General features: G+C 42.0%; 10 protein-coding genes. 4 read left to right on the top strand and 6 right to left on the bottom strand.

The window, feature by feature from the left end; genetic code table 11:
* Positions 1-3207: a S8 family peptidase gene (locus BC351_RS19765; protein WP_158082156.1), complete on the bottom strand. Its 3207-nt coding sequence runs from the start codon at positions 3205-3207 to the stop codon at positions 1-3.
* Between the two features lie 505 nt (positions 3208-3712).
* On the opposite strand from BC351_RS19765, the gene BC351_RS19760 reads away from it, so the two are divergent.
* The 3 genes from BC351_RS19760 (at position 3713) to BC351_RS19750 (ending at position 6930) form a co-directional block, all read left to right on the top strand.
* Positions 3713-5047, top strand: a complete 1335-nt coding sequence (locus tag BC351_RS19760) for an ABC transporter substrate-binding protein (RefSeq protein WP_079414455.1) — start codon at positions 3713-3715, stop codon at positions 5045-5047.
* 93 nt (positions 5048-5140) lie between these two features.
* Complete coding sequence (locus BC351_RS19755) at positions 5141-6085, top strand: carbohydrate ABC transporter permease (protein ID WP_244209099.1); 945 nt, start codon at positions 5141-5143, stop codon at positions 6083-6085.
* An 11-nt stretch (positions 6086-6096) separates the two neighbouring features.
* Positions 6097-6930 (top strand): carbohydrate ABC transporter permease, encoded by an 834-nt coding sequence (locus BC351_RS19750; protein WP_079414454.1) that lies wholly within the window; start codon positions 6097-6099, stop codon positions 6928-6930.
* Between the two features lie 91 nt (positions 6931-7021).
* On the opposite strand, the gene BC351_RS19745 is transcribed toward BC351_RS19750, so the two are convergent.
* Both BC351_RS19745 and BC351_RS19740 read right to left on the bottom strand, forming a co-directional pair.
* Positions 7022-8098: a LacI family DNA-binding transcriptional regulator gene (locus tag BC351_RS19745; RefSeq protein ID WP_279628349.1), complete on the bottom strand. Its 1077-nt coding sequence runs from the start codon at positions 8096-8098 to the stop codon at positions 7022-7024.
* Positions 8099-8215: 117 nt separating this feature from the next.
* Positions 8216-10186 (bottom strand): DUF4832 domain-containing protein, encoded by a 1971-nt coding sequence (locus tag BC351_RS19740; RefSeq protein WP_079414452.1) that lies wholly within the window; start codon positions 10184-10186, stop codon positions 8216-8218.
* 265 nt (positions 10187-10451) lie between these two features.
* Here BC351_RS19740 and BC351_RS19735 point away from each other — a divergent pair, with 265 nt between their 5' ends.
* Complete coding sequence (locus tag BC351_RS19735) at positions 10452-11990, top strand: glycoside hydrolase family 31 protein (protein WP_079414451.1); 1539 nt, start codon at positions 10452-10454, stop codon at positions 11988-11990.
* 153 nt (positions 11991-12143) lie between these two features.
* Here BC351_RS19735 and BC351_RS41660 read toward each other — a convergent pair whose 3' ends face one another.
* From BC351_RS41660 to BC351_RS19720, 3 genes are all read right to left on the bottom strand, one after another.
* Positions 12144-12596: a hypothetical protein gene (locus BC351_RS41660; RefSeq protein WP_208629787.1), complete on the bottom strand. Its 453-nt coding sequence runs from the start codon at positions 12594-12596 to the stop codon at positions 12144-12146.
* Between the two features lie 502 nt (positions 12597-13098).
* Positions 13099-13410: a YbjQ family protein gene (locus BC351_RS19725; RefSeq protein ID WP_079414450.1), complete on the bottom strand. Its 312-nt coding sequence runs from the start codon at positions 13408-13410 to the stop codon at positions 13099-13101.
* Positions 13411-13501: 91 nt separating this feature from the next.
* Positions 13502-13759, bottom strand: a complete 258-nt coding sequence (locus BC351_RS19720) for a hypothetical protein (RefSeq protein WP_079414449.1) — start codon at positions 13757-13759, stop codon at positions 13502-13504.
* Between the last annotated feature and the right edge of the window lie 127 nt (positions 13760-13886).

Raw genomic sequence — 13886 nt, 5'->3', positions numbered from 1 at the left:
CTAATTTGTTATAGTTGTCGTTTTATTGGTAATATTTCCGTTTGAGTCATACTGGTAATTCGCTTTGTTAACTTGATTATATTTATTAACCAAAAAGGAATAAGCAGCCGTATTACTAAATGATCCCCCAACGCCATTAATCTTGATGTAATATGTCATACCTGCCCCAACTGTATAAAGAGTTGGAACACCTTTAGAGTTGGTCCCAATTAAATTCATTGAGGAATCATAGATGTATGCTTCATAAATTAATCCACTCGGTATATTCAGTGTAAAACGATCCACTCCTGTTACAGGCGCGATGTACTTATAGAAATCTACGTCTGTTGCAGAGCTAATTAATGAACTGTACTGCGTATTGTAATTAATTGGGAATGCTTGAGCGTTTGTATCATTTGGTTCAAACGCATTAGGCAATACTAAGCCTGTCCTCATCGAAGCATTTGACCATTCATAGCCATCATGAACCATTACTTTAATATCCCACGTTCCATTTGGTAATGGTGTTGTGGAATGTGTGTTGCCGTTTGAAGTGACTACCCCAGAATTATAGCCTACCGTTGCCCAGTTATCTCGAGACCCTAGAACTTGATACGCATACTGTGGTTGTCCATCCGCATCTTGATACGTCCAGGAAAGAGTAAGCACATTATCGTTTACTTGTTGTCCGTTCGTGTAAGAATTGATATTTGATACAGGCAAAGTGTTGATGCGGATATAATAGATTTGTGAGAATGGGGATTCTCCCCCAGAACTGTCTTTTACTTTAACTTTCCATGCATATGTTGTACCTCGATTTAGCTTTCCAGAAGGGACAGAATAGGAAGCAATAGAAGAATTGATCCAGCCACTATCACTTATTAATGTACTTCCGTCCTGAGAATAAAGCTGAACATCATATGAAGTCTGATAATCTCCCGCATCAGGGTCTGAAAAAGTCCAGTTTAGTGCTGGCGATAACGAAGTCAAAACTTGCGGATTAGCAGTTGAAGTTGTACCTGGATTCAAACTCGTTGGTGCATAAGGAAATCTATTCACTGTTATCGTTCCATTGTAGGTTGCATTGGCTGTTCCCCATAACCCATCATTAGTACTCACATTAATATTTCGATATGTCCCTGGAGGAATATTATCTGATGAAACATTCCATTGGAGAGACCAGGCTTGTGGATTTAAAGTATTTGTCAGCGTAGCTGCCTTTATAACGCCAGCTATGGAAGCCGAAATTGTCAAATTATCTCCATCTAGATCTTGGGCAGTTCCTGATAAAGTAATGATATTGGGTGCTACAGTTTGATAAACTACTTGATTATTCTGATTGGATATATTGATATTTGGTGCTTGATCTAATCTCGCAACATACCTGGTAGGAACATAATCAAAATTACCTGTAGCAGAAGAAAAACTAATATCTCTGGCATTAGTAACATCTGGCCAAGATGATGTTACATCCTCAATATTAGTTCTTGAAACCCATCTTTTCACACGATTATCTTTTGTAAGGGCAAATCTGTTGGTCCAACCTCCATATTCAGAAAACGAAATTGCTTTCAAATTTCCTGCTTCCGGCCAATTTGCCGTGTCATCAACAGTCAGCATGGGATCATTAGGTGCGGATGATTTCCAATACTTATATTTAATTGTTCCATCATGGTATAGAACATAATAATAAAGGGTTGTGTACGATCTACCTAAGTTATCTCTTGAATAAGAAATAGATTTAGCGTTTGTAAGATCTGGCCAATTACTTGTTGAATCTTGATAAGGGCCATTGTTACCTTGCGTAAACCATACTGTGTTATCATTCAATAAATAGTAGGTATAGGTAGTCTGAAAATCATATTGATACGTAACAGAAATCGACTTTGTCTTAGACAATAAATCTAGCGGCCATGTAGAAGTGGTTGGAGTTTGTAAATTATAGCTTTTTGTCACTGAAGGTCCAGTAACCCCCGCTGCATATAACATACCGTACACACTGTTATAAACACTGTCCGTAACTGAATTCTCTATTTCAGAAGCCGGAAAATTATTTTTAAAAACGGCATTTTGATCCAGCAATTGCCTTAGTTGCACGTTAGTCAATGCTGACTTTTGTTGCTTTAACAACGCCAATTCACCCGTCACGAAGGCAGAAGCCATCGAGGTTCCACTAGAAATTTTATAGCCATTATTCAAATATGTACTGTATATAGCCTCTCCTGGTGCAGAAACCTCAAGCTCACTCCCCGTTGAAGAAAATGGTGCACGCTGTCTATTCTGATCCACAGCTCCCACAGCAATAACTGAGTTATACTTCGCAGGGTATTGAATAGAATCGCCAGTCCCTTCTTTGTTTCCAGCGTTCCCCGCAGCTGCTACTACTAATAATCCATTATCATATGCTTGATCAACAGCTCTATGTAGTGCCGGAGAATCCACGCTTGTTGCCATACTTAAGTTAATAACATCAATGTTATGGTCCACAGCCCAATCAATTCCCGCAATAACATCTGATAAATAGCCTTTACTCGTCGCATCCAATACCTTAACTGCATACAAGTCTGCATCCGGTGCTACACCAACGACTCCAGTTTCATTATTTTTTGCACCAATAATTCCAGCTACATGTGTACCATGGCCGTTATCATCATCATATGAGGTTGTGTAATCTACGAAAGAAACTCCGCCTGCTACAGATAGATCTTCATGCTGTGTATCTATACCGGAATCTAAAACAGCTACCTTAATTCCCTTGCCTGTGTATCCGCTATTCCAGGCATAAGTAGCATTAATAACAGACACTCCCCAATCCATTGTTTGAGTTGCAGCCTGAAGTTGAATATCCGGTTCAACCGATTCCACTGAGGAGTCATTTTTTAATTGATCAATTTCACTTGAAGGTATTGTTACTGCCAAGGATGATGAATGCTTGTTCTCTCTCTTTACTTTCCCCTTACTCTTTTGAATTAACGATTTGTTAACTTTTTTCTTATCTTTAAATGTAACGATGACTCTTTGTTCGCTATTACTTAAAGCAGCTACCTGGATAGGACTATTTTGGATAAGATTAAGCTTTGATTTATCGCCTCCATATCCAGCTGTAATTACCTCCTCACTATTTTTTAACGAGGCGGCCTCAACCCCTCCAACTGAAGATATTGAAAACAGTAGCACGCCAGTCAACAGACTTGATACCAGAGGCTTGCTTTTTAACAAAAATTTCATAAAATAACTCCTCTCCATATATTTACTTACAATACCAATATAATAGAGGGATATTATGTAAATCTACAGATTATTTGTCGAATCGTCTCAAGTTATGATAAAGATTGTTAAAACATGTTTATCCTGATCCGGAATTTTGCGAAAAACAAAAAAGTGAACTCCAAAACCGAGTTAACTTTTATTAACTTCAGTATGTTAGTATCATTAAAACAATTAGATTAATTAATTGCGCAATACTTGCGTTACTTATTAAAATTCCCAAATATCATAACAATCTTTTAACTATTAACTTTAATTACATAACTTAACAAGCATGAACACTACTTCGAATATACAAATAAATCGTGATAATAGACACGACATCCTAAAAAGGAGCAAAAACTATTGACACAAGTTCTGTGCCTAAATTACAATGTGAGTACAGGAAAATATTTTGCGCAAATATTTACCTTGCAGTAAACGAAACATTTTGTCATCGAAAATTAATGCTCAAGGGGGAAAAAGTATGAGTAATAAGAAGATTGTTACCACTTTGTTAAGCGCTTTCTTTGTTTCTTCGGTTGTTTTATCAGGCTGTAGTTCTAGTACAACAAGCACCGCAACCTCCGCACCATCCGAAAAGGCAAAATCAGAAACGGCAACAGAAGCACCGAAAGCAAAGAAAGATTCTGTTTCACTAACTTTAGCGATTTGGGATAAAGGCCAACAGGGTGCAACTGAGGCCATAACAGCGGAATTCATGAAAGCCAACCCCAATATTACTGTAAAAGTGGAAGTTACCCCTTGGGATGATTACTGGGTCAAAAGATCGGCAGAAGCCACGTCTGGCACATTGCCAGATGTATTCTGGATGCATAGCGGTCAATTCCTCAAATACGCAACAGGGAAATTCATCACACCACTCACAGACAAAGTAAAAGCTGGAGACATCGATTTAAACAACTATGTGTCAAATCTAGGCAACGTATATACATTAGACGGTGTCCCTTACGCTGTGCCTAAAGATTTCGACACGATCGGTCTCGCCTATAACAAAGAGCTGTTCCAAAAAGCGAACATTCCATTTCCAGATGACACATGGGATTACACGAAATTAGCTGAAGTCGCGAAAAAGCTGACAGATGCAAGCAAGGGGATTTATGGATTTGCCGCCAAAGCTGACACACAAATCGGATATTGGAATGATATGTTGGCTTTTGGCGGATCGATCCTTTCTCCAGACATGAAAAAATCCGGCTACGATTCACCTGAATCTATTGCCGCTTTGAAACAAAGATATCAAATGATCGTAGACAAATCGTCACCTACCGTACAGCAAATGACGGATACAGATCCTCGCGAAATGTTTAAATCCGGAAAACTAGCGATGATGTTCGAAGGTTCGTGGCAAATCAACGATATTTATTCCAGTGATATTATGAAAGGCAAATGGGATTGGGCTAAGCTTCCAAAAGGACCAAAAACCCGCGGCAACATTATTAACGGTTTAGGTTATTCCATGTCAGCTGCAGGCAAACATCAAGATGAAGCCTGGTTACTAACGAAATTCCTCGGTTCCAAGCAAGCAGCGCAAATATTTGCGGATAAAGGCGCAGCGATTCCAGCATTTAAAGATACACAAGATGCTTGGCTGAAATCGAAACCAGATTTGAATCTAAAGGTTTTCCCAGAGCAAGCCAAAGAAGCTACTCCATATCCGGCAGGCTCGAAGTCCTATCCGGTTTGGTTTACAAAAGAAGCTCAGATTATGGCTCCAGCGTTTGGTGGCAAACAAAGCATCGAAGACGCTGCAAAAGCCGTTGCCAAAGCAATGAATGACGCGATCGCCGCAGAAAAATAATGGATTCATAGCAGCAGATCAGACCTAAAAGTAATTGGCTCTGAGTTTTCAGGGAGCCAATTACTTTTTAAACTATTGTAAGGAGTGTTGTGCTTGGATATCTCGAAGAGCTCGGCAGAATCTTGGCCAAGTCGCATGCATCAGCTTGAGCAAAAGAAAAAGAAAATATCAAGATTCAGAAACAATTACTTACCAGCTTATCTCTTGGTTGCTCCTACAGTACTTTTAGTCAGTTTTTTTTACGTGATTCCTGTTATCATTTCTATACTTCTTAGCTTTGTGAAATCTGAAAGTTTCGGCTTGACGAACAAATGGGTTGGCTTAGAAAATTATAGAAGATTGGTGGAGGACAAACAATTCTGGGGAGATTTATGGAACACGTTCCATTATGTCATCTTATTTGTTCCTTCGGTGTTGGTGGCATCGACGATTCTCGCCTTATTGTTAAATCAAAAAATTAAAGGGATTTCCATATTCCGGACGATTTATTTTCTGCCGCAAATTACACTCCCTGCCGCAACAGCTTTGGTATGGGTTGTTTTGTTTAACAAAGATTACGGGCTGATCAACCATCTGCTCGGCACGGATATCGGCTGGTTATCCGATTCAAGAACGGTCATGCTTGCCTTTGTGACTACGTCGGTCTGGGGAAGCATCGGGTTGAAAATGGTGATTATCCTCGCTGGCTTACAAGGAATTCCAACTTCGTTATACGAAGCCGGTTCTCTTGAAGGCGCCAATGCTATGCAGAAGTTTTGGCATATTACACTTCCTCTGCTCACGCCTACCTTATTTTTTGTAGCCATCATTTCCGTCATTGAAGGAACACAAGTTTTCGATGGCATTCTATTTCTAGTCGGCAAAAACAGCATCGTTCTGGACGATGTTCGCTCTCTTGTTTTCTCCTACTATATAAATACGTACACAATGGACGATCCCAATTACGGTTCAGCGATCATCGATGTTTTATTAGTCATCAACCTCATTTTGACAGCGGTACAATTCCGATTGTCGAAAAAGTGGGTATTTTACGAATAGGAGGTCATTACATGAGTTCTCATACTAAATCGTATTACAAAACAAATTACTATGCCCAAACGATTTTAATCATTGGAGCCTTGGCTATGTTGGTTCCATTTATTTGGATGATTCTAACTTCCTTTAAAACCGTAACAGAGACGACTCAAATTCCATTTAAATATTTCCCAGCCCATATCAATATGAAAAGCTTCCCCAATGCTTGGCAAGCTTTGCCTTTTACTCACCTTTATATGAACACGATTATTGCGGCATTTTTCAGAACGGTTGGGCCGCTTATCTTTAGTTCAATGGCTGCTTATGCCTTTGCCAAAATTGTGTTCCCCGGTAAGAACTTTCTGTTCTTTCTGATTCTATCGGTCATGCTGGTACCAAATCCGGTATTCTATACGCCCCAATATTTTATTCTCAACAAAATGCATTTGATTAATACAGTCCCAGCCTTATTTATTACTGGACTGGTTAGTCCATTCGCTACTTTTCTTTTGCGGCAATTTTTTCTAGGTTTGCCCAAAGAACTCGAAGAAGCGGCCATACTTGATGGATGCAATCATTATCAGACACTGCGACTCGTATTGCTTCCTTTGGTAACACCTGCTTTGGCAGCTGTGGCCATCATACATACCCTATGGACTTGGAACGAATTCACATGGCCGTTCATCGTCAACAGCAGTCCAGATAAATTGACTTTAGCTACTGGGTTACGAAGTCTAGTGGGACAATTCCAAACGGATTACCCTACTTTAATGGCAGGCGCAATCATGGCGATCATTCCTATGCTAATCGTATTTATCATCTTCCAGAAACGATTTATTGAAGGCGTTGCGTTCACCGGGTTAAAGTAATGCCTCCCTTCGTGAATGCCATATATGCACACAACAAAAATCCACAGCCTGTGAGGAGTCTCTCCCCTGACTGTGGATTATTGTACGTGAACTAAGACGTGATTTTCTTACAGGAGCTTCTTTCAATTAATTCCGTTTTTAAGCTTATATGAACTCTTTCAATATATTTGTTCCCAATCAAATCAATCAGCAATTTGACAATGAGCTGGTTAATATCATATTTAAACCGCCTGACTGTTGTTAAAGGTGGAATCATAAATTCCGATAATTTCAGATCATCAAAACCAACAATGGAAATGTCATCAGGTATTTTCAAATTGCTCTCAAAAATGGCCTTCATGGCTCCAAAAGCAATGATATCGTCAAAGCAAAAAAATGCTGTTATCTTCGAACTCCCGCTCAGCATGGCTTTCGCCGCCTCGTATCCGTGCGTCAGACTAAAAGAACCATAGCTGATCTGTTCATCTTGAATTTGTAAATTCAATTTATTAAATGCATCTATACAGCCTTGCATGCGATTCATATTTACCAAATGATCTGCTGGGCCGGCAATAATGCCAATGTTCCGATGGCCTAGACCGTATAAATATTGAATGGCGTTCGTAGCTCCACTATAATTGTTGTAATCAATATAGTTCCAGTCCTTCTCCATGTTCCGACCATTCGTAACAAAGTACGGGATATGATGATTGATTAACTCATCTACCAGCTCATCGTTTGTGAATGGCGCAAAAATGATGGCAGCATCAATCATTTTATCCTGAATCATTTTATAGGACATCGAAGAGCGATCGATTTCACCTGTATTTGTCGTTAACACAAGCTTATGACCTAAACTCTCCAACTCTTCCTTCAGGTTGTTCAAATCGACCGAGGATGAAGGATCGTCATCGATAAAATCGTTTTGATTCGGAATGAAGACCCCGATGGTGTAAGAAATATTGCTCATCTTTTGCAGCGTGGTGCCTGGTGTGTAGAGATATTCTTTCACAACGTCCAATACTCTTTGTTTGGTTTCCTCGCTGAAATTACCTTTATTGTTCAACACCCTGGAAACCGTAGTCACGGAAACATTAGCAATTTCTGCAATATCTTTTAATTTCAGCATATCTATCTTCCTTTTTCCTTCCCGCAGGAAAAGATTATTTGTTCGAAAAAAAATGCGCAATTTCTTGCTGTATTTATCAATTGTATTCCTCTTTACAACTTTGTGTCAATAAAAGATGTTAGCAACGGCCCATTTTGCGACAATATCGCGAATGGGCCGTTACAGTGTCATTTAGACTTATTGAAATCTGATCTCGTCGATTGTAATAGTTCCGCTTTTGCCCCACCAGAACGACATCATTAACTGTCCAGGAGCTGTACGATTAACGCCATTGCTCACCAAATTTATGGCAATATCTTTATAGGATGTAGTAATGGTATTCCCACTAAACGCTCCCAGCGTTTTCTCAACTCCTCCAAGCGTAAGATGGAAATCGTTTTGTTCGCCGCCAGCACTTCCTTTTACACGGATAATCATTGTGTTGTATGCCGAAATATCCTGCAAAACATCACTACCAAACCACCCGCTGTTGTTATACTGCAGCGCAAGACCTTTCCCATTGATTACTCCCGAACCACCCGCTCCATTCATAAAACCATTTGCGCCCGCCCATTTCCCCAGATCATTGCTGCTCGGCCAGATTGGCGTATTATCAAAATTATCTAGCAGCAGGCTGCCTGTTGGCGTTGGTGTCGGTGTCGGTGTCGGTGTCGGTGTTGGTGTTGGTGTCGAGCCACCGCTAGATAGGCTGTAAGATAACGTGTTGTCACTTTTCAAACTATTGAAGGTCCCCAAATTCTGATCGCTTGGATCTTGCCCGATACCGACTTTGCCTAGCGGTGTTCTTCCTCCTGTGTAATAATTCGTGTTTGCAAACCTTAAACTCGGCTTATTCCCAGCCGGATCAAGCACAGATACCGCAAGGGTATACGTTCCGACCGGCAGATTGGATGGAATCGTGAACGTACCGGCAACTGTATTTACGGCAGGAGCATTATTATATGTCCTGGAAGAACTGTTCCAACTCGTACCTGGCAACCACGATGTTATATCTGTATTGAATGTCCCCGTCCAAGCAACGGAATGATCAGCTTTTAGAAGACTTGCTTCAACTGGCCATTTGTAATACATAGGGGACGAACCTTTGTTTACAACGTTAAACGAAACACTCATTGCACCGCCCGGCGAAACGTTGCCAGAAAACGTAGCTTGATTGATTAAAAAGCGATAACCAAGCACTTTCTGCATAGCTGTAGCTCCGGCCTCAACTGCCGTGTTGCCCGCGTTGTAGTCTGATATCCATCCTAAGCTGGACGTATGTGTGTTCATGATCCAGTCGATCACATAATTCGTATTGGAGGTACTGCCCAATGTCCCATCTGGACTGCCGCCAAGATTAGATTGATTGCCCCAATCATAAGCAACTTCTCCGCTGTTAATTTGTGTTCTCCACGTATCTCTGGAAATCTCGCCATTACCGCCAGCCGCGTCATCTGGCAGAGCAAAGGAATCCCACTGTATGCCAAAGTTAAAATTCGTGAAAGTTTCAGGATAGCGAATCATCACTTTTTTATTGTGAAAAGCAGCCTTATACGCATCTCCCAAAGCCGTTTGGAAACTTAATGGAATACGGTCTGTGCCATCCGCGAACTTAAGCGGATAAATATGATTTTCTCCCCAGTTTCCATACAGCCCAAGTTCTATGGCAGCTACACGCGGATCGTTATCCCAAGCTTCTCCCAGCTTTCCGATAAAAGCAACTAATCGCGATTTCAATGTATCAGAAAGCCACTCGTTCACAGGATCGCTATGAGCTACTCCATCCGGCCAATATTCCCCGGTACCGGGATATACAATGACAACACGCGGAACCACTTTAATATTTTTATTTTCTATCCCTGCCCAGGACGCATTGCTCCAGTCTTTGATTTTCTGGACAGAATCCGCTGCATAGTACTCCAGATCAGTGTATTTAATATATTGTTTGTAAATATCAGCATACTCCCTGTCCGGAAACGAGGTGTCATTGATATATCTTGAAGGTCTAAACCCCATAATCGGGTTCTTGAAAGCTTCGTTTGATTCGGAAAGATTGAAAGTAATGTTTCCCGTTGCGGCGACTGCCTTGTTTTGGAAATCGGCCTTATTCAATTGGATGCACAAAATTAGAAAAATCAAAGAAACAGCAAATAGATTGATCTTTCTCATACGATTTACCTCCTTTATTTAATTGATTGCGCTTACAATTTAAATAAATAAAAGTTCATTTCTTTCGGAAAAATGATTGTTAAAAATTTGCGCAAGTTTTAACAAAGTAAGTGTACCGCCAATTTTGCCTGTCGTCAATCACTTTTCGCTTGATACCGCACCACTCCTATAATGTGTATCTAAATATTGACAGTCAGAACGAATCGGAATAAAATTGAGTTATAAAACTTTTGCGCAAAAATTTTACTACAAGGGGATTGTTCATATGGATACCTGTCAGACGATAAAACTAATGCCAGGCGAATATTGGTGGGGCGGGGTTATAAATGACGGTGCTCTGATGCCATTCGGCAAATCCGACTATTCGCGCAACTTGCGTCATATAGACGATAATCAAGCAACGCCATTGCTTTTATCGAACAAGGGGCGTTTTGTTTGGAGCGACGAGCCATTCGCTTTTTCTTTTCATGAAGATGAACTTTTGATTCAGCAGGCAAACAGTCCAATTATTACTGGACAAGAACATCACACTCTGGCTGAAGTTTTTAACCATGTATCGCGCACTTATTTTCCATCTTCGGGCAAGTTTCCTGATCCATTGGCATTTATATCGCCGCAATATAATACGTGGGTAGAAATGTTTTACGAACCGACACAAGATAAAATCATTCAATATGCGCAATCAATTTTAGATCATGGATTACCTCCAGGGGTATTAATCATCGACGACAATTGGATGATCGACTATGGCAACTGGAAATTCAACAAAGAACGATTTCCTAATCCCAAAGAAATGGTTCGCATCTTGCATCAATTGGGCTTCAAAATCATGCTCTGGGTATGTCCTTATGTCAGTCCCGACAGCGCTGTTTTTCGCATGCTGCAAAGAAAGGACTATCTGCTTAAATCAAAAGATGGAACACCTGCCTTGCGACAATGGTGGAACGGCTACAGCGCTATGATTGATTATTCCTTGGAAGCAGCAGCAGAGTGGTTCCTCGAACAACTGGATGATCTCGTAACGAGTTATGCAATCGACGGTTTTAAATTTGACGCAGGCGAGCCCGTTATTCCGGATGCCGATGATTTTAGCAAACCCGTTTTATGGCATAACACACTCCCACTCAACGATGATTGCCATGCCTTCGCAAAGTTAGGAACTAAATATCCGCTCAGCGAATACCGTATGTCTTGGAAGAACGGCGGACAATCACTCATTCAACGGCAGCGGGATAAAGCTCATACGTGGGAACGCGGCGGATTGGCAGACCTAATTCCAAATGGCATCGCGCAAGGATTAATGGGTTATGCCTACAATTGTCCAGATATGATTGGAGGTGGATTAGACGGAGACTTTAATTCATCTGACTTCCAATTTGACAGCGAATTATTCGTCAGGTATGCACAATGTTCGGCCCTATTCCCTGTCATGCAATTTTCGCTAGCCCCTTGGCGGGTACTTCATGATGAACAGCTCAATTATTGCTTAGACATCGTCAAGCTAAGGGAACAATTGGGGCCAGAGATACTTCAGTTGGCTCAACAATCCGCGACAACCGGAGCCCCCATCATGCGGCACTTGGATTTTGTATTTCCCAACGAAGGATATGCACTTGTGGGCGATCAATTCATGCTTGGCGATCAAATTCTCGTAGCCCCTGTTCTTTTAAAAGGACAAACATCTCGACAAATTCACTTCCCAACGGGTACTTGGATTGGTGATGATGGTTCTGTCGTTCAAGGACCGGCATTGGAAGAGATTCAAGCACCTTTATCAAGACTTCCTTGGTATCGCAAAGCATAATAAAGCTCCAAATAACGAGAAATCACACCTTTCAGAAGCTGTCTTCACAGTCGAAAATGACTGCGAGGCAGCCTTTTCTGTTTAAGAGGCTCCAGTTGGTCCGCCTAACTGCTGCGGCAGCTGCAACTGCAATAGCAACAGTGACAGCTGCTGCTACGCAACGGCAACTGCAACTGCAACTGCAACGGCAACTACAACGGCAACGACAACGACAACGGCAACGGCAACGACAACGACAACGACAACGACAACGACAACGGCAACGGCAACGGCAACGACAACGGCAACGGCAACGGCAACGGCAACGGCAACGGCAACGACAACGACAACGGCAACGGCAACGGCAACGGCAACGGCAACGGCAACGGCAACGGCAACGGCAACGGCAACGACAACTGCAACGACAACGACAACGGCAACGGCAAAGGCAACGGCAACGGCAACGACAACGGCAACGGCAACGGCAACGACAACGGCAACGGCAACGACAACGACAACGGCAACGGCAACGGCAACGGCAACGGCAACGGCAACGACAACGACAACGGCAACGACAACGACAACGACAACTGCAACGGCAGCTCCAACCCTGTCGCCAAATCCCACTGGAATAACTCCAGTGTTATCAGAGAAAACTGCAAAAGTGCAGGCTTTTTCAACAAAATCGCTTATAAAATGAAAAAACCTGCAATTGTGCAGGAATTTATAGATTATTCTTCCTAAAACTAGAAAAAATCCATCAAAAGATGCATATTAGCAGGAATTCAGGTTCTAGAGGTAGATTCTGAGAAAAAAAGATGCACATTTGCAGGAATTTGATCCTGCGCTGCTTTAAAGTCATCAAAGAATGAGCAATCGCAGGAATTCGATCCTGACACTGCTTTAAAGTCATCAAAAGATGAGCATTCGCAGGAATTTGATCCTGACACTGCTTCAAAGTCATCAAAAGATGAGCAATCGCAGGAATTCAGGTTCTGCAGCAAAGCCACATTTTCTATAAATCGGTTCGACCATCTGAACTGGATTATGTTCTTATTTCTGGGCAACCTGATGACGATGTTGAAGAAAAATGCCGCTACCTGAATCGTAACGGCGTCGATGAGGCAGCTTAAACGATCACAGCCGTCCCGCTTACGGCAACCATCAGCATGCCATCGCGAATGACTTCGTAATCAATGTCGACTCCGACAATCCCACTTGCTCCCATCCCCGAAGCTTTCTGGGTCATTTCAACAAATGCCGCATCTCTCGCTTCTTGAAGCTTGCCTTCGTAAGCGCGGGAGCGTCCCCCTACAAGATCGGTAATCGAAGCCTTAAAATCTCTGAATACGTTGGCTCCCATAATGACTTCACCGGTGGCAATGCCTAGATACTGCTTGATTGGGGAACCTTCAATAGTTGGTGTAGTGGTTATAATCATAAATTTTCCTCCTCAATTAGTGTGGCTATAGGGTGATACACTTGTTGCTGTTTTCCGCTTCGGTCCCAACCGACGTTTTTCGGGTGAGCTCCTATTGGGCGCTGCCGGCTTGGTTCAGTTTGGTTGCCATGATCGTGTCATCAATCGTTTCTTCCCGAATGGTCGTCAACCTCCTTGTATCCGAACCGTAGGTCGGGGCTAAAGCGACTCGATCTCCCGGAACACTCCTGCAGAAGAGGGCAGGGTTTTTCCGAGTGTAACCCAAACCCTCTTCGATGCTCGGGTAAACAGCTTTATACGAATCATCTACGTGTTCATCCCGTACATCTTGGAAACGCCACATTAGCATAAACCGATGACCTTCCAAACCGATTTGTCCAAAGCCAGCTTAACCTTGTTAGACTTGCTATCGACCGCTAGCTGGTTCGACGAAACCACGGCGGAGAACGAAAATAACGACTTGGGTACAACAAGAT

Source organism: Paenibacillus ferrarius (genome assembly GCF_002027705.1).
Taxonomy (GTDB): Bacteria; Bacillota; Bacilli; order Paenibacillales; family NBRC-103111; genus Paenibacillus_E; species Paenibacillus_E ferrarius.
Note: the sequence above shows the minus strand (reverse complement) of the source record. Positions and strands in the feature narration are given on the sequence as shown.

Bases quoted from the DNA above. Each gene is read 5' to 3' on its own strand.
- BC351_RS19735 (WP_079414451.1), top strand. From the start codon at position 10,452: ATGGATACCTGTCAGACGATAAAACTAATGCCAGGCGAATATTGGTGG.
- BC351_RS19720 (WP_079414449.1), bottom strand. From the start codon at position 13,759: ATGCTAATGTGGCGTTTCCAAGATGTACGGGATGAACACGTAGATGAT.
- BC351_RS19765 (WP_158082156.1), bottom strand. From the start codon at position 3,207: ATGAAATTTTTGTTAAAAAGCAAGCCTCTGGTATCAAGTCTGTTGACT.
- BC351_RS19725 (WP_079414450.1), bottom strand. From the start codon at position 13,410: ATGATTATAACCACTACACCAACTATTGAAGGTTCCCCAATCAAGCAG.
- BC351_RS19760 (WP_079414455.1), top strand. From the start codon at position 3,713: ATGAGTAATAAGAAGATTGTTACCACTTTGTTAAGCGCTTTCTTTGTT.
- BC351_RS19750 (WP_079414454.1), top strand. From the start codon at position 6,097: ATGAGTTCTCATACTAAATCGTATTACAAAACAAATTACTATGCCCAA.
- BC351_RS19740 (WP_079414452.1), bottom strand. From the start codon at position 10,186: ATGAGAAAGATCAATCTATTTGCTGTTTCTTTGATTTTTCTAATTTTG.